This is a genomic window from Streptomyces sp. NPDC017095, from assembly GCF_044332325.1.
Lineage (GTDB): Bacteria > Actinomycetota > Actinomycetes > Streptomycetales > Streptomycetaceae > Streptomyces.
In genome coordinates, this window is the sequence record NZ_JBIROU010000007.1 from 75,981 (window position 1) to 91,208 (window position 15,228).

Genomic DNA, 15,228 nt, shown 5'->3' on the forward strand with positions numbered 1-15,228 from the left:
TTCCTATGCGACACCGTAGGAATGAGTGCGGGCCCGCGCAAGAGCATTCCCGGGTCCTCCCTCCGGGGTATGGCCGGAACCCGACTCGAGGGGGATCCGGGGCGGCTGGGCGCTGTTCTACGCTCCGGATCATGTCGTGGACGAAGTGGACGCGTGGACGGCTCGTCGCGCTCGCGGTGTGCGTCCTGCTGCCGTGGGGGGCGGCGGCCTGCGCGGCCGGCGAGGCGCACGGGGGCGGGGTCTCGCCCTCGCCCGTGGGCAAGGTGCTGGACGGCACCGACGAGACCGGGCGCAACCTGCGCGAGGTGCCCCCGCAGGGCGCGCCCGAGGTCGCCGTCGAGGTCGCCCCGGACCCGGCCGGCGGCTGGGACGTCCGGCTGGCCCTGCGCCGCTTCCGCTGCTCGGAGCCCGGCACGCGCCCGGTCGCGGTCCTCGGCCGCGGACTCGTCCACCTCTTCGTGGACGGCCGCCGGGTCGCCCGGCTGCGGTCCCGGACCCACCATCTGCCCGCCGGCCTCGTCCCGCACGGCACCCACCGGATCACCGCCCGTCTCTACGCCGACGACGGCACGGTGTGGGCGGTGCACGGCAAGCCGGTCCAGAGCACCGCCGACATCACGGTGTCCGACCAGGAACCGCCCCCGGCACGGCGGTCCCCGCGCACCCCGGGTACGCCGGGTACGTCGCGCACCCCGGGTACGCCGAGTACGCCGGGTACGCCGGAGGGCTGAGCCCGGTCGGCGTGCCGGCCGGATGACGGCTCACCGGAGGCCCGCCGGGCGCCCGGCCACCGTCCGGACCGGCCCGGGAAGGCCACTGCTCACAGCCTCGTCCCCGGCGGGTGAGTGGACCGCCCGCCCGTCTCCGTACTCTGGGGCGAGCTTCACCGGACCGCGGCGGAAAGGCATCATGAAGCCCGTGCCCCACGCGACATCGCTCCGCCGCGCGCCCGTCCAGCGGCGCAGCGCCGAACGGCTGACCAGAATCCTGGACGCCTGCGCCGACCTGCTCGACGAGGTCGGCTACGACGCCCTGAGCACCCGCGCCGTCGCCCAGCGCGCCGGCGTCCCCATCGGCTCGGTCTACCGCTTCTTCGGCAACAAGCGGGAGATGGCCGACGCCCTCGCCCAGCGCAACCTGGAGCGGTACGTCGAGCGCGTCACCGAGCGGCTGGCGGAGAGCCGCACCGGGGGCTGGCGGGCCGCCATGGACGCCGTCCTGGACGAGTACCTGGCCATGAAGCGCACCGCGCCCGGCTTCTCCCTGGTCGACTTCGGCAACCAGATCCCGGTCGGCTCCCGCCACGGCGAGCCCAACACCCGGGTCGCCGACCGGCTGACCGAGCTGCTGGCCGGCCATCTCGCCCGCACCCCGGACGCCGGCCTGCGGCGGGTGTTCCTGGTCGCCGTGGAGGCCGCCGACACCCTCGTGCAACTGGCCTTCCGGGTCGACCCGCAGGGGGACGAGGCGGTCATCGCCGAGACCCGGGACCTGCTGCGGGCCTATCTGGGCCGCGTACTCGACTGAGACCGGCCACCCCGGTCACACCGGACCGGTTCCGTGCCGGACCGCCGCCCGCGCTGCCCGACGCCGTACCCGCTGTCCTGCTCCCACTGCCGTGACCTGGACTTTCGCGCTTATTGCTCGCGCCTCACCATCTTGTTAACGCCGAGTGAACGGACCTAACGTCATCGCACCGCCGGCCCCCAGGTGGGATGTTCAAGGGCGAACGTTAGGTAACCATTCATGCTCACCATCCTCGGCTTCGCCATGATCGCGACCTTCCTGGTCCTGATCATGCTGAAGAAGATGTCGCCGATCGCGGCGCTCGTGCTCATCCCCGCGCTGTTCTGCGTGGGCGTGGGCAAGGGCGCCAAACTGGGCGACTACGTCATCGACGGCGTCACCGGCCTCGCGCCCACCGCGGCGATGCTCATGTTCGCGATCGTCTACTTCGGCGTGATGATCGACGTCGGTCTCTTCGACCCGGTCGTGCGGGGCATCCTGCGGTTCTGCAAGGCCGACCCGCTGCGGATCGTGGTCGGCACGGCGGTCCTCGCCGCGATCGTCTCCCTGGACGGCGACGGCTCCACCACCTTCATGATCACCGTCTCGGCGATGTACCCGCTGTACAAGCGCCTGAAGATGTCCCTGGTCGTGATGACCGGTGTCGCCGCCATGGCCAACGGCGTGATGAACACCCTGCCCTGGGGCGGCCCCACCGCCCGCGCCGCCACCGCGCTGAAGCTGGACGCGAGCGACATCTTCGTACCGATGATCCCGGCCCTCGCCACCGGCCTGCTGTTCGTCTTCGTCCTCTCCTACGTCCTCGGCCGCCGCGAGCGCAGCCGGCTCGGCGTGCTCACGCTGGACGAGGTGCTGGTGGAGGAGAGCGAGACGGTGCTGGTCGGCGCCGGCGCCGGGAGCGGGCCCGCGGCCGGCGCCGCCGCCGGGGCCGCGGACGACGCGCCCGAGGACGACGGCTTCCAGGGCCTGGACCCGGACCGCCCCACCCTGCGCCCGCGGCTGTACTGGTTCAACGCGCTGCTCACCGTCGTCCTGCTCACCGCCATGATCATGGAGTGGCTGCCGATCCCGGTGCTGTTCCTGCTCGGCGCGGCCCTCGCCCTGACCGTCAACTTCCCGCACATGCCGGACCAGAAGGCCCGGATCGCCGCCCACGCCGAGAACGTGCTCAACGTCTCCGGCATGGTGTTCGCCGCCGCCGTCTTCACCGGCGTCCTCCAGGGCACCGGCATGGTCGACCACATGGCCACCTGGCTGGTGGACAACATCCCCGCCGGCATGGGCCCGCACATGGGCCTGGTCACCGGCGTGCTGAGCATCCCGCTCACCTACTTCATGTCCAACGACGGCTTCTACTTCGGCGTCCTGCCGGTGCTCGCCGAGGCGGGCCAGGCGCACGGCGTCTCCGCGGCGGAGATCGCCCGCGCCTCCATCGTCGGCCAGCCGCTGCACATGTCCAGCCCGCTCGTCCCGGCCGTCTACGTCCTGGTCGGCATGGCCAGGGTGGAGTTCGGCGACCACACCCGGTTCGTGGTCAAGTGGGCCGTGCTCACCTCCCTGGTGGTGCTCGGCGCGGGCCTGCTGTACGGCATCATCTGAGCACGCAGGAAAGGGACTTCGCCCATGGCGCCCGGTGGCGACCGCGGCTGGCTGCTCCGTCTCGTCATCGCCTTCGGCTGCGCGCAGGGCGCCGTGTCGATGGCCCGGCCCGCCGTCTCCTACCGGGCCCTCGCGCTCGGCGCCGACGAACGGGCGGTCGGTGTCATCGCCGGGGTGTACGCCCTGCTGCCGCTGTTCGCCGCCGTACCGCTCGGCCGCCGCACCGACCACGGCCGCTGCGCCCCGCTGCTGTCCGCCGGCGTGGTCCTCATCGCGGGCGGCTGCGCGCTCAGCGGCCTCGCCGGCTCGCTGGGGGCGATGGCCCTGTGGAGCGGCGTCATGGGGCTGGGACACCTGTGCTTCGTGATCGGCGCCCAGTCGCTGGTGGCCCGGCAGTCCGCACCGCACGAGCAGGACCGCGACTTCGGGTACTTCACCATCGGCGCCTCGCTCGGCCAGCTCGCCGGACCCCTCGCCGCGGGCGCCCTCGTCGGCGGCGAGGGGCCCGGCGGGCTGGCCCGCAGCAGCGCGCTCGCCCTCGTCACGGCGGGCGCGGGCGCCGCGGCCGCGTTCGCCTCGCTGTGGCGGATCGAGGACCTCACGGCCGCCGGCCCACGCCCGCCGCGTGCCGGGCGGGTGCCGGTCGCGGGCATCCTGCGGACCCGGGGCGTGCCCGCGGGCATCCTGATCAGCCTCTCGGTGCTGTCCGCGACCGACATCCTCACCGCCTACCTGCCGGTGGTCGGCGAGCACCGGGGCATCGCACCGTCGGTCGTCGGCGTCCTGCTCGGCCTCCGGGCCGCCGCCAGCATCGCCTGCCGGCTCGTCCTCACCCCGCTGCTGCGGCTGCTCGGCAGGCCCGTGCTGCTCACCGCGACCTGCCTGCCGGCGGCCCTGCTGTGCGCGGCGGTCGCGCTGCCGGTGCCGGTGTGGGCGCTCGGCGTGATGCTCACGGCCCTCGGCTTCTGCCTGGGCGTGGGCCAGCCGCTGTCGATGACGACGGTGGTGCGGGCCGCGCCCGAGGAGGCCCGTTCCACCGCGCTCGCGCTGCGGCTGACCGGCAACCGGCTCGGCCAGGTCGCCGCCCCGGCCGCCGCGGGCCTGGTGGCCGGTCTGGCCGGCGTGGCTGCGCCGTTCGTGCTGCTCGGGGTCCTGCTGCTGGTGTCGTCGGGCGTGGCGCTGCGGACGCCGGAGCCGCGCCGGGAGACCGCCGGACGGGTGGCGGGGGAGCGGCGGCGCGGCTCGCGGTTGGGCCGCACGAGCGATATCTGACGGCGCGCCGGGCGTCGCTGCCGGGGGTCGCGCGGGGGATGGAGCAGAGTCCAGGCGAAAGAGCGATTTGTATGAAAATCGTCTGAACTCGGAGGAATGCGCATGCCCACCCTGACACTCCCCCGTGCCGTCGGTTCCCGCGCGGGCGCCACAGTCGTCCTCACCGCCCTCGCCGCGGCGGGTGCTTCATGGGTGGCGGCGCCGAACGCGGCGGCCCAGGGGGAGAACGGCGACATCCGGATCCACAACGCGCGCTCGACCAATCCGCCGTCGTTCGTCGGCTCGGCCAAGGACGACCCGGTGGTCTGCAAGTTCTTCCTGGAGGCCCTCAACTTCGACACCCTGACCAGCATCGCGTACACGATCACGCCCCAGCCCCCGCTGCCCACCGCCGCCACCGTGACGGGCATCATCCAGCTCGCGGGCGGTGCCGGGCACACCGATGTGCTGGGACTGGCGGACGGACAGTACAAGATCAGCTGGACCGTGGGCACGCCCCCGGCCCTGAAGGAGAAGGTCTTCCGCGTCAACTGCCACGACGGCCGGGCGGAAGGGGCGCCCGGCGGGCAGATCGAGGACCACCAGCAGAACAACGGGTCCTGGGGACAGAGCGACCACGACGGCCCGAAGGGCGGTGTGCACGCGGGCGGCGGCGGCCTCATCGACACGGCCGCCGCGTACGCGCCGGTGGCCGGGGCGGCGGCCGTGGGCCTGTTCGCCGTCTGCGGTGTCGTGTACCTCCGGGTGATCCGCCGCCGGCCCCATGGCGCCGCGTAGACGCCGACGCAGGCCCTGGTACCGGACCCGCGCCTACCGCCTCGCCAGGACGGCCGTGCTGGCGACCGTCCTGGCCACGGTGGTGTCGCACTGCGGGCCGGACGGCAGGCGGGGCGGCCCGTCCGTGGCGGCGGCCCAGGACTCCCGTGCCCACGCGGCCCGGCCCGCCCCGGCCGCGCCGCCGCCCCGCCCGCTGCCCCGGTCCCGGCCGACGTCCTTCCGGGTGCCCTCGCTGGGCATCGACGCCCCGGTCGTCCCGCTGCGGCTGGACGCCGGCCGGGAGCTTCAGACACCGCCGGTGGACCGGCCGGAACTGGTCGGCTGGTACCAAGGCGGTGCCACCCCCGGCGAGACCGGCACCGCGATCGCCGTCGGGCACCGCGACACCCGGTCCGGGCCCGCCGTGTTCGCCGGCCTCGCCCACATCGGCCCCGGCCGGACGGTCGAGGCGCGGCGCGCGGACGGCCGTACCGCCGTCTACTCCGTGGACCGGGTGAAGGTCTACGACAAGGCCGGCTTCCCCGACCGGGAGGTCTACGGCTCGACCGGGCGCCCGGAGCTGCGGATCATCACCTGCGGCGGCCTGTTCAGCCGGCGGACCGGCTACACCAGCAACGTGGTGGTCTTCGCGCACTTCAGCGCGGTGAGGTGACGCGGCCCGGCCGGCGCGGACGTGCGGGTCCGGGCCGGCCGGGGTCCGTCCGCGACGGTGCCCCGGCACGGGCAGGGCCCGGGAAAGTCTGGCGCAGCAAAACTATCATCGCTAGTTTGTGTGCCGGACGACGCGGACCCGCCGGGAGGACACACCATGAAGGCACATGACGCGCTGTACATCGACGGCGCCTGGCGCCCCGCCGCGGACCGGGACGTGATCGAGGTCGTCAACCCCGCCGACGAGCAGGTCATCGGCCGGGTTCCGGCGGGCGGCGCGCTGGACGTCGACACCGCCGTACGGGCCGCGCGCGCCGCCCTGCCCGGCTGGGCCGCCACGCCGCCGGCCGAACGCGCCGCGCGCCTCACCGCCCTGCACGGCGCCCTCGTGGCCCGCAAGGACGAGATCGCCGGGACGGTCACCGCCGAGCTGGGCTCACCGCTGAAGTTCTCCGAGGCGGTGCACACCTCCATGCCGATCGCGGTCGCCGCCTCCTACGCCGAGCTGGCCGCGACCCACGCCTTCGAGGAGAAGGTCGGCAACTCCACCGTCCTGCACGAGCCGGTCGGCGTGGTCGGCGCCATCACGCCGTGGAACTACCCGCTGCACCAGATCGTCGCCAAGGCCGCCCCGGCCCTCGCCGCCGGCTGCACGATCGTCCTCAAACCCGCCGAGGACACCCCGCTCACCGCCCAGCTGTTCGCCGAGGCGGTGCACGAAGCCGGCGTGCCCGCGGGCGTGTTCAACCTGGTCACCGGAGTCGGCCCGGTCGCCGGACAGGCCCTCGCCGAGCACCCCGGCGTGGACCTGGTCTCCTTCACCGGCTCCACCGCGGTCGGCCGGCAGATCGGCGCGGTGGCCGGCGCGGCCGTGAAGAAGGTCGCCCTGGAACTCGGCGGCAAGTCCGCCAACGTCATCCTGCCGGGCGCCGACCTCGCCCGGGCGGTGAACGTCGGCGTCGCCAACGTCATGGCCAACTCCGGCCAGACGTGCAGCGCCTGGACCCGCATGCTGGTCCACCGCGACCAGTACGCCGAGGCCGTCGAGCTGGCCGCGACCGCCGCCGCCAAGTACGCCGACCGCATCGGCCCGCTGGTCAGCGCCAGGCAGCAGGAACGGGTGCGCGGTTACATCGACAAGGGCGTCGCGGAGGGCGCCCGGCTGGTCGCGGGCGGCCCCGGAACCCCGCACGAGCGCGGCTACTTCGTCAGCCCCACCGTCTTCGCCGACGTGACCCCGGACATGACGATCGCCCAGGAGGAGATCTTCGGCCCGGTCCTGACGATCCTGCGCTACGAGGACGAGGAGGACGCCCTGCGCATCGCCAACGGCACGGTGTACGGGCTCGCGGGCGCGGTCTGGGCCGCCGGCGAGGAGGAGGCGGTGGCCTTCGCACGCCGCATGGACACCGGCCAGGTCGACATCAACGGCGGCCGGTTCAACCCGCTCGCGCCCTTCGGCGGCTACAAGCAGTCCGGCGTCGGCCGGGAACTCGGCAGCCACGGTCTCGCCGAGTACCTGCAGACCAAGTCCCTCCAGTTCTAAGGGAGCACGAGACCCATGGCCGTACGAGCCGCCGTCCTGCCCGCCATCGGCGCACCGCTGGAGATCACCGGGATCGAGCTGCCCGAACCGGGCCCCGGACAGGTCCGGGTCCGCCTCGCCGCCGCCGGCGTCTGCCACTCCGACCTGTCCCTGGCCAACGGCACCATGCGGGTGCCGGTCCCGGCCGTCCTCGGCCACGAGGGCGCCGGCACGGTCGTCGCCGTGGGGGAGGGCGTCACCCAGGTCGCGCCGGGCACCGCCGTGGTGCTCAACTGGGCGCCCTCCTGCGGCACCTGCCATGCCTGCGGGCTCGGCGAGGTCTGGCTGTGCGCCAACGCGCTGAACGGCGCCGCCGAGGTGTACGCCCGCACCACCGGCGGCACACGGCTGCACCCCGGCCTGAACGTGGCCGCGTTCGCCGAGGAGACGGTGGTCCCCGTGTCCTGTGTGCTGCCGGTGCCGGACGGGGTGGAGCCGGTGGACGCCGCCCTCCTGGGCTGCGCGGTGCTCACCGGCTACGGCGCCGTCCACTACTCGGCGCGGGTCCGCGCCGGGGAGAGCGTCGCCGTGTTCGGCGCCGGCGGGGTGGGCCTCGCCGCCGTCCAGGCGGCCCGGATCGCGGGCGCGTCGCGGATCATCGCCGTCGACGTCTCGCCCGCGAAGGAGGAACTCGCGCGGGCGGCCGGCGCCACGGACTACGTCCTCGCCTCCGACACCACGCCCCGCGGGATCCGCGCCCTGACCGGAGGGCAGGGCGTCGACGTCGCCGTGGAGTGCGCGGGCCGCGCGGTCTCCATCCGCGCCGCCTGGGAGTCCACCCGCCGGGGCGGCCGGACGACGGTCGTCGGCATCGGCGGCAAGGACCAGCAGGTCACCTTCAACGCCCTGGAACTCTTCCACTGGGGCCGCACCCTGGCGGGCTGTGTCTACGGCAACTCGGACCCGGCCCGGGACCTGCCGATCCTCGCCGAACACGTCCGCGAGGGCCGCCTGGACCTGTCCGTCCTGGTCACGGAACACATCGGCCTGGAGGGCATCCCGGCAGCCTTCGACAACATGCTGGCAGGCAAGGGCGGCCGGGCACTGGTGGTCTTCTGAGCGATTCGGAGACGCCCGGCGAGGGCCGGGCGGGGCCCCGGGCGGCCGGCCACGGCGAACCCGCCCGGCCGGCCACGACGAACCCGCCCGCCGGTCACCGGCCCCGCCCCTCGGCCGCCGCGCTCAGCGCGCCGCGCCGGGCGGACCCGTTCGGCTGGTCACGGCGTCCCGCCCCCGGGCCGCCGCGCTCACTGCGCCGCGCCGGGCGGCCCCGCTCGGCTGGTCGCGGCGTCCCGTCCCCGGGTCGCCGGGGTCACTTCGCCGCGCCGGGCGTATCTGTCCGGCTGGTTACGGCGTCCCGTCCCTCGTGTCGCCGTGCTTATCGCGCTGCGCCGGGCGGGTCCGCTCGGCTGGTCGCGGCGTCCCGTCCCCGGGTCGCCGGGGTCACTTCGCCGCGCCGGGCGTATCTGTCCGGCTGGTCACGGCGTCCCGTCCCTCGTGTCGCCGTGCTTATCGCGCTGCGCCGGGCGGGTCCGCTCGGCTGGTTACGGCGCCCCGTCCCCGCGCCGCCCCGCTTACCGCGCTGCGTCGGGCGGACCCGCCCGCCTGGTTACCGTGCCCCCTCGCCCGCCCGCCGCGCCGGCGGACCTGCCCGGCCGGTCACCGGCCCCGCCCCTCGGCCGCCGCGCTCAGCGCGCCGCGCCGGGCGGACCCGTTCGGCCGTCACGGCGTCCGTCACGGCGTCCCGCCCCTCGGCGCCGCGCTGAGCGCGCCGCGCCGCGCGCCGGGCGCACTTGCCCGGCCGGTCACGGCGAACCCGCCCGCCCGGCCCCGCGCCCCTTCCCCGGGCCGCCGTGCTGATCGCGCTACGCCGGGCGACCCGCCCGCCCAGTCACCGCGCCCCGCCCCTCGGCCGCCGCGCTCAGCGCGCCGCGCCGGGCCGGGCAGTGCTCGTTTTCCCGAGGTGGTGACCCGGACGGACTGCCCGGGTGCGGGCGGCGAGTGGGCCGCACGGTGTGGCCGGGGCCCCGGCAAGGGGCGGTGGAGCGTCAGAGCCGTACCTGCTCGTACTGTTGCGCCAGTCCGTCCAGCAGTGCGCCGAGTCCCGTTTCGAAGGCCCGCTCGTCGATCTTCTCCTGCTGCTCGGCGAGCAGGTGGGCCTGGCCGAGGTGGGGATAGTCGGCCGGGTCGTAGGCGCTCGCGTCGTCCACGAAGCCGCCGGCGAACGAACCGAGCGCCGAGCCCATGATGAAGTACCGCATCAGCGCGCCGATGGAGGTGGCCTGCGCGGGCGGCCAGCCCGCGTCGACCATCGCGCCGTAGACCGCGTCGGCCAGGCGCAGCGCGGCGGGACGGCGGCCGGGACCGCGGGCGAGGACCGGGACGATGTTCGGGTGGTCGCGCAGGGCGGCCCGGTAGGAGACGGCCCAGTCGTGCAGCGCGGTCCGCCAGGGCCGGCCGTCCTCGAACATCGACAGGTCGACCAGCGCGCTGACCGAGTCCGCGACGGCCTCCAGGATCTCGTCCTTGGTGCGGAAGTGGTTGTAGAGCGAGGGCCCGCTCACGCCCAGTTCGGCCGCGAGCCGGCGGGTGGAGACGGCCGTCAGCCCCTCCCGGTCCACGAGGTCCCGGGCCGTCGCGACGATCCGGTCGGTGCTGAGGAGGGGCTTGCGCGGTCGGGCCATGGCGCACATAGTAGGGCTGCGGCCGTAAACTAGCAGTGCTAATTTAAAGGTACGGATTTCAAGATCCATCGGTGTCGGTCTGGTGTGGGGTGATCTCGTGGTGAACCTGGGGCTCAGCGAGGAGCAGGCGGCCGTACGGCGGCTCGCCCGGGACTTCGTGGAGCGCGAGATCGCCCCGCACGTGGTCGCCTGGGACCGCGCCGAGGAGGTCGACCGGGCCATCGTCGGGAAGCTGGGCGACATCGGCTTCCTGGGGCTGACCATCGACGAGGAGTACGGCGGCTCGGGCGGCGATCACCTCGCGTACTGCCTGGTCACCGAGGAGCTGGGCCGCGGCGACTCCTCCGTCCGCGGCATCGTCTCCGTCTCCCTCGGTCTGGTCGCCAAGACGATCGCCGCCTGGGGGGACGAGGAGCAGAAGCGGCGCTGGCTGCCCGGACTCACCGCGGGCCGGTACATCGGCTGCTTCGGCCTCACCGAGCCCGGCACCGGCTCCGACGCGGGCAGCCTCACCACCCGCGCCGTGCGCGACGGCGACGCGTACGTCCTGAACGGCACCAAGATGTTCATCACCAACGGCACCTGGGCCGATGTCGTCCTGCTCTTCGCCCGTTCCACCGACGCGCCCGGCCACAAGGGCGTGTCCGCCTTCCTGGTCCCCGCGGACACGCCCGGCCTGACCCGCCGCACCGTCCACGGCAAGCTGGGCCTGCGCGGCCAGGCCACCGCCGAACTGGTGCTGGAGGACGTGCGCGTGCCCGCCTCGGCCCTGCTCGGCCCCGAGGGCAAGGGCTTCTCCGTCGCCATGTCCGCGCTGGCCAAGGGGCGGATGTCCGTGGCCGCCGGCTGCGTCGGGATAGCCCAGGCCGCGCTGGACGCGGCCGTCCGGTACGCCGGTGAGCGCGAGCAGTTCGGCAAGCCCATCGCCCGCCACCAGCTGGTGCAGGAGCTGATCAGCGACATCGCGGTGGACGTGGACGCGGCCCGGCTGCTGACCTGGCGGGTCGCCGACCTGATCGACCGCGGCGAGCCGTTCGCCGTCGAGTCCTCCAAGGCCAAGCTGTTCGCCTCGGAGGCCGCCGTCCGCGCCGCAAGCAACGCCCTCCAGGTCTTCGGCGGCTACGGCTACATCGACGAGTACCCGGCCGGCAAACTCCTGCGTGACGCCCGCGTGATGACCCTCTACGAAGGCACCAGCCAGATCCAGAAGCTGCTCATCGGACGCGCCCTGACCGGGGTCTCGGCGTTCTGAGTACGCGCCTGAGTATCCCGGCGGATGTGCCGCGGGCCCCGGCCGCCGATGCTGGGGCCATGAGCGACACACCGGTCAAGCAGCAGAACACGGCCGCCTTCTACGGCCAGGCCGTGGCCTCCTTCGCCGTCGCCATGGCGGCCACCGGCATCGGCATCCTCCGGCTGGACGCGAGTGCCTGGGTGCGCGGCTTCCTGGCCGTCGCGGTCCTGTACCTCGTCACCTCCGCGTTCACCCTCGCCAAGGTGGTCCGGGACCGGCAGGAGGCCGGGCAGATCGTCAGCCGCGTCGACCAGGCCCGGCTGGAGAAGCTGCTCGCCGAGCACGACCCCTTCGAAAAGCTCTGACCGGCCGCTCTAAGCGCTCGCTCACCGTCGGCGGTATGGTGGTGCTCCTGTCACCGAGAGGGGCGAGCGAGCGATGAGTACGGCGCGGGAGACGACCGGCGGCGAAGTGGAGCCGTGGGAAGAGGTCACCCCTGACGCGGCCCGGCGGCTGCTCGTCGCCGCCGTCGAGGCCTTCGCCGAGCGCGGCTACCACGCGACGACGACCCGGGACATCGCGGGCCGCGCCGGCATGAGCCCGGCCGCGCTCTACATCCACTACAAGACGAAGGAAGAGCTGCTTCACCGGATCAGCCGGATCGGCCACGACAAGGCCCTCGACATCCTGCGCACCGCGGCCCGCCGCGAGGGCGGCGCCACGGAGCGGCTGGCCGACGCGGTCGGCTCCTTCGTCCGCTGGCACGCGGGCCGGCGCACCACCGCGCGCGTCGTGCAGTACGAACTGGACGCCCTCGGCCCCGAGGCCCGCGCGGAGATCGTCGCGCTGCGCCGCCAGGTGGACGCGGAGGTGCGCGGCATCATCGAGGACGGCGTGGCCGCGGGGGAGTTCGACGTCCCGGACGTCCAGGGCACCACGCTCGCCGTGCTCTCGCTGTGCATCGACGTGGCCCGCTGGTTCAACGTGGCCGGTCCGCGCACCCCCGAGGAGGTCGGCGCGCTCTACGCCGGCCTCGTGCTGCGCATGGTCGGGGCCCGTTAGACCCGCTCGCCTGGATCATGCCGGGCTCGCGGGCCCCGGCCCTGCGGGCTACAGGTAGTACCGGGCCACCGACTCCGCGACGCACACCGGCTTGTCGCCGCCCTCGCGCTCCACGGTGAACGCGACCGTCACCTGCACCCCGCCGGTGACGTCCTCCACGCCGGTGACCGTCGCCGTCGCGCGCAGCCGGGACCCGACGGGGACGGGTGAGGGGAAGCGGACCTTATTCGTGCCGTAGTTGACGCCCATCTTCACGCCCTCCACCCGCAGGAGCTGCGGCCCGAAGAGCGGGAGCAGCGACAGGGTGAGGTAGCCGTGGGCGATCGTGGTCTTGAACGGCCCGGCGGCGGCCTTCTCCGGGTCCACGTGGATCCACTGGTGGTCCCCGGTCGCCTCGGCGAACAGGTCGATCCGCTGCTGGTCGATCTCCACCCAGTCGGTGTACCCCAGCTGCTCGCCCACCGCCGCCTTCAGCTCGTCGGGGGAGGTGAAGGTCCTCGGTTCTGCCATGTTCCCGGCCTCTCGCTCGGATCTCTAAGCAACTGCTTAGCATGGTCGGGTCGCGGGAGGATGTCAACGGACGCGAGGCCGGCCGGACCAGGCGCTCTCTGTAGGCTCTGAGGAGTGCCCCAGATTCCCGAGAAGATCCACGAGCTGACCGTGGGCCAGTTGTCCGCGCGCAGCGGAGCCGCGGTGTCCGCCCTGCACTTCTACGAGTCCAAGGGCCTCATCTCCAGCCGGCGCACCTCCGGCAACCAGCGCCGGTACAGCCGCGACACGCTGCGCCGGGTCGCCTTCGTCCGCGCGGCCCAGCGGGTCGGCATCCCGCTGGCCACGATCCGGGAGGCCCTGGCCGAACTCCCCGAGGAGCGCACACCGACCAGGCAGGACTGGGCGTGGCTGTCGGAGAAGTGGCGCTCGGAACTGGAGGAGCGGATCCGGCAGCTGAACCGGCTGCGCGACCATCTCGCCGACTGCATCGGGTGCGGGTGCCTGTCCCTGGAGACGTGTGTGCTGTCCAACCCGGACGACGTGTTCGGCGAGCGCCTGACGGGATCGCGGCTGCTGTCCGAGGGCCGCTGAGCGGTCCCACCGGGGTGGGCCGGGCATCTCGTGCCGGGTGCCGGGTGCCGGGTGCCGGGTGCCGTTTTCCGGGTGCGGGTCCGGGGTGGTCGCGCGCGCCGTTCCCCGCGCCCCTAGGGGACGGGCGGGGGCGGGGGCAGGTGGGTCAGGGCCTCGGTCACCAGGTCGGCGTTGGACCCGGCCGGGCGGCCGTCGAACAGCAGCAGGGTGTCCTCCAGGCCGATCCGGGTGGCCAGACCCAGGCGGCCCGCCAGCCGCAGCACCGGCCAGGCACCGCCCTCCTCGCCGTGCAGCAGCACCGGACGGCCGTGTCCCGGGGGCAGCTCCGCCAGCAGCGCCCGCGCCGACGCCTCGGCGGTCGCCGGGTCCGGGTCCGTCACCTCGGCCAGCACCCGCAGCACCTCCGGCGCGAGCGCGGAGGCCGCGAACCGGCGCGCTCCCGCGGTGCCGGACCAGATGCCCGCCTCCACGGCCACGCCCCTGCCGAGCAGTTCCCCGGCGAGCTCCTCGGCCCCGGGCTCGTGCCAGTTGACCGAGGCGAAGTCGGGCAGCACCGGCCAGGAACGCACCCGGGCGAGCCGGGCCGCCGGGTCCGGCTCCGCCCAGGCACCGGTGGTCACCCCGACCGGCACCGGCACCCGCGCGCGTATCGCCTCCAGCGCCGGGCCGAGGACGTCCGGCGCGAGGCTGTCCCGCCCGCACGGCGTCTTCGGATGGACGTGCACCGAGGTGGCGCCGGCCGCCACCGCCTCGGCCGCCGCACGCGCCAGTTCCTCCGGGGACACCGGGATCCTCGCGCCGTCGGCCGCCGACCGGCTCCCGTTGAGACACACCTGCACCATGACCCCCATCGTGCCGGACACCACCGACGGCCCCACCCGCTCACCGGCCCCCGCCGGGCTCCCCGCGCAAGGGGCACGGCATCCCCGGCGCGCCCCCGCGCCCGCCCGCTCGCGGTGTCAGGCCGACATCAGCAGCTGTCCCAGCTTGGCGTCCTGAAGGGCGCGCGAGCTGAGCACCGGCAGCGGCACCAGGATGCCGCAGTCCACACAGACCGGACCGGACGACGGCTCGTGGTCCAGGCCGCGCCGCCACACCAGCCGCTCGCCGGCGCAGACCGGGCACGTCGAACCCGGCTCCCGCTCCAGGGCGGCGATCAGCCGGCGCAGCACCTGGGCGAGCGGCGCCTCGGGGTGCACCCGCGGGTCGTCGCACCACGCGACCCCGAAGCCGCCCCAGGTCCTGCGGTGCCAGTCGTCCACGCTGCCCGGCCGGCGCAGCCCGTCGTGCTTCTCCTTCCTGCGCCGCTCGGTGAAGTCCGTCTCGTAGCGGAGCCAGACGTCACGTGCCTCCTCCAGCTCCTCCAGCGCGGCCACGAGCCGCGCCGGATCGGGGGAGCGGTCCTCGGGGCCGAAACCCGCCCGGGAGCACAGATGGTCCCAGGTCGCCCGATGCCCGTAAGGGGCGAACTTCTCCAGGCACTTGCGCAGTGAATACCGCCGCAGCGCCAGATCACAGCGTGGGTCGCGTACCTGTCTTGCCAGACTCCGGAAACCGGCCATCGCCCTGCACCTCCGTCACACCTGCACCTGTACTTCGGTCACTTCGGCGTCGTCGCACGGACGTCGCCGAATAGACGTATCGACAGGCGATTCGGCTCCATCTCTGCTCCCGTTCTCCTTGCGGACTCCGGAAAGTGACGCATGTTCACCTTTAATCGTGGGGATACCGGCGGTAACGTTCGGCCACCCCAG

Annotated in this window: 16 protein-coding genes; 12 read left to right on the forward strand and 4 right to left on the reverse strand. The window is 74.1% G+C overall.

Annotation, left to right across the window (positions count from 1 at the left end; translation table 11 throughout):
• Positions 1–131 precede the first annotated feature (131 nt).
• From ACH4OA_RS15595 to ACH4OA_RS15630, 8 genes are all read left to right on the forward strand, one after another.
• A complete protein-coding gene (locus ACH4OA_RS15595) occupies positions 132–731 on the forward strand; it encodes a hypothetical protein (protein WP_397969425.1) in 600 nt (199 codons plus the stop codon).
• A 178-nt stretch (positions 732–909) separates the two neighbouring features.
• Positions 910–1,527, forward strand: coding sequence for a TetR/AcrR family transcriptional regulator (locus ACH4OA_RS15600; RefSeq protein WP_365941588.1), 618 nt, complete (start codon positions 910–912; stop codon positions 1,525–1,527).
• A 219-nt stretch (positions 1,528–1,746) separates the two neighbouring features.
• Positions 1,747–3,126 (forward strand): CitMHS family transporter, encoded by a 1,380-nt coding sequence (locus tag ACH4OA_RS15605; RefSeq protein WP_397937107.1) that lies wholly within the window; start codon positions 1,747–1,749, stop codon positions 3,124–3,126.
• A gap of 24 nt (positions 3,127–3,150) precedes the next feature.
• Positions 3,151–4,398, forward strand: a complete 1,248-nt coding sequence (locus tag ACH4OA_RS15610; protein WP_397946617.1) for an MFS transporter — start codon at positions 3,151–3,153, stop codon at positions 4,396–4,398.
• Positions 4,399–4,500: 102 nt separating this feature from the next.
• Complete coding sequence (locus tag ACH4OA_RS15615; RefSeq protein ID WP_365882965.1) at positions 4,501–5,175, forward strand: hypothetical protein; 675 nt, start codon at positions 4,501–4,503, stop codon at positions 5,173–5,175.
• The gene (locus ACH4OA_RS15620; RefSeq protein ID WP_397969426.1) at positions 5,162–5,827 is read left to right on the forward strand and encodes a class F sortase; all 666 of its coding nucleotides are present in this window, start codon (positions 5,162–5,164) and stop codon (positions 5,825–5,827) included. The genes ACH4OA_RS15615 and ACH4OA_RS15620 overlap by 14 nt, the downstream gene beginning before the upstream one ends.
• A gap of 156 nt (positions 5,828–5,983) precedes the next feature.
• Entirely contained in the window at positions 5,984–7,372 is a 1,389-nt protein-coding gene (locus tag ACH4OA_RS15625) for an aldehyde dehydrogenase family protein (RefSeq protein ID WP_397946615.1), read from the forward strand.
• A gap of 15 nt (positions 7,373–7,387) precedes the next feature.
• Entirely contained in the window at positions 7,388–8,470 is a 1,083-nt protein-coding gene (locus ACH4OA_RS15630; protein WP_397969428.1) for a Zn-dependent alcohol dehydrogenase, read from the forward strand.
• Between the two features lie 989 nt (positions 8,471–9,459).
• Here the strand turns inward: ACH4OA_RS15630 and ACH4OA_RS15635 are convergent.
• Positions 9,460–10,095 (reverse strand): TetR/AcrR family transcriptional regulator, encoded by a 636-nt coding sequence (locus ACH4OA_RS15635; protein WP_397937097.1) that lies wholly within the window; start codon positions 10,093–10,095, stop codon positions 9,460–9,462.
• Between the two features lie 100 nt (positions 10,096–10,195).
• Between ACH4OA_RS15635 and ACH4OA_RS15640 the strand changes: the two genes are divergently transcribed.
• From ACH4OA_RS15640 to ACH4OA_RS15650, 3 genes are all read left to right on the forward strand, one after another.
• Positions 10,196–11,347, forward strand: coding sequence for an acyl-CoA dehydrogenase family protein (locus ACH4OA_RS15640; protein WP_397937200.1), 1,152 nt, complete (start codon positions 10,196–10,198; stop codon positions 11,345–11,347).
• A gap of 59 nt (positions 11,348–11,406) precedes the next feature.
• Positions 11,407–11,694 (forward strand): YiaA/YiaB family inner membrane protein, encoded by a 288-nt coding sequence (locus ACH4OA_RS15645; protein WP_365876575.1) that lies wholly within the window; start codon positions 11,407–11,409, stop codon positions 11,692–11,694.
• Positions 11,695–11,767: 73 nt separating this feature from the next.
• Positions 11,768–12,391, forward strand: coding sequence for a TetR/AcrR family transcriptional regulator (locus tag ACH4OA_RS15650; RefSeq protein WP_397969429.1), 624 nt, complete (start codon positions 11,768–11,770; stop codon positions 12,389–12,391).
• Positions 12,392–12,439: 48 nt separating this feature from the next.
• Here ACH4OA_RS15650 and ACH4OA_RS15655 read toward each other — a convergent pair whose 3' ends face one another.
• Positions 12,440–12,901, reverse strand: a complete 462-nt coding sequence (locus ACH4OA_RS15655; protein ID WP_365876579.1) for a MaoC family dehydratase — start codon at positions 12,899–12,901, stop codon at positions 12,440–12,442.
• Positions 12,902–13,015: 114 nt separating this feature from the next.
• Between ACH4OA_RS15655 and soxR the strand changes: the two genes are divergently transcribed.
• A complete protein-coding gene (gene soxR / locus ACH4OA_RS15660; protein WP_397969431.1) occupies positions 13,016–13,474 on the forward strand; it encodes a redox-sensitive transcriptional activator SoxR in 459 nt (152 codons plus the stop codon).
• A 113-nt stretch (positions 13,475–13,587) separates the two neighbouring features.
• On the opposite strand, the gene ACH4OA_RS15665 is transcribed toward soxR, so the two are convergent.
• Together ACH4OA_RS15665 and ACH4OA_RS15670 are read right to left on the reverse strand one after the other, a co-directional pair.
• On the reverse strand, positions 13,588–14,316 hold the full coding sequence (locus ACH4OA_RS15665; protein WP_397969433.1) for a 3-keto-5-aminohexanoate cleavage protein: 729 nt from the start codon (positions 14,314–14,316) through the stop codon (positions 13,588–13,590).
• 117 nt (positions 14,317–14,433) lie between these two features.
• Positions 14,434–15,036 carry a hypothetical protein gene (locus ACH4OA_RS15670; RefSeq protein WP_365876586.1) on the reverse strand — a complete coding sequence of 201 codons (603 nt, stop codon included), beginning with the start codon at positions 15,034–15,036 and terminating at the stop codon, positions 14,434–14,436.
• Positions 15,037–15,228: the final 192 nt, after the last annotated feature.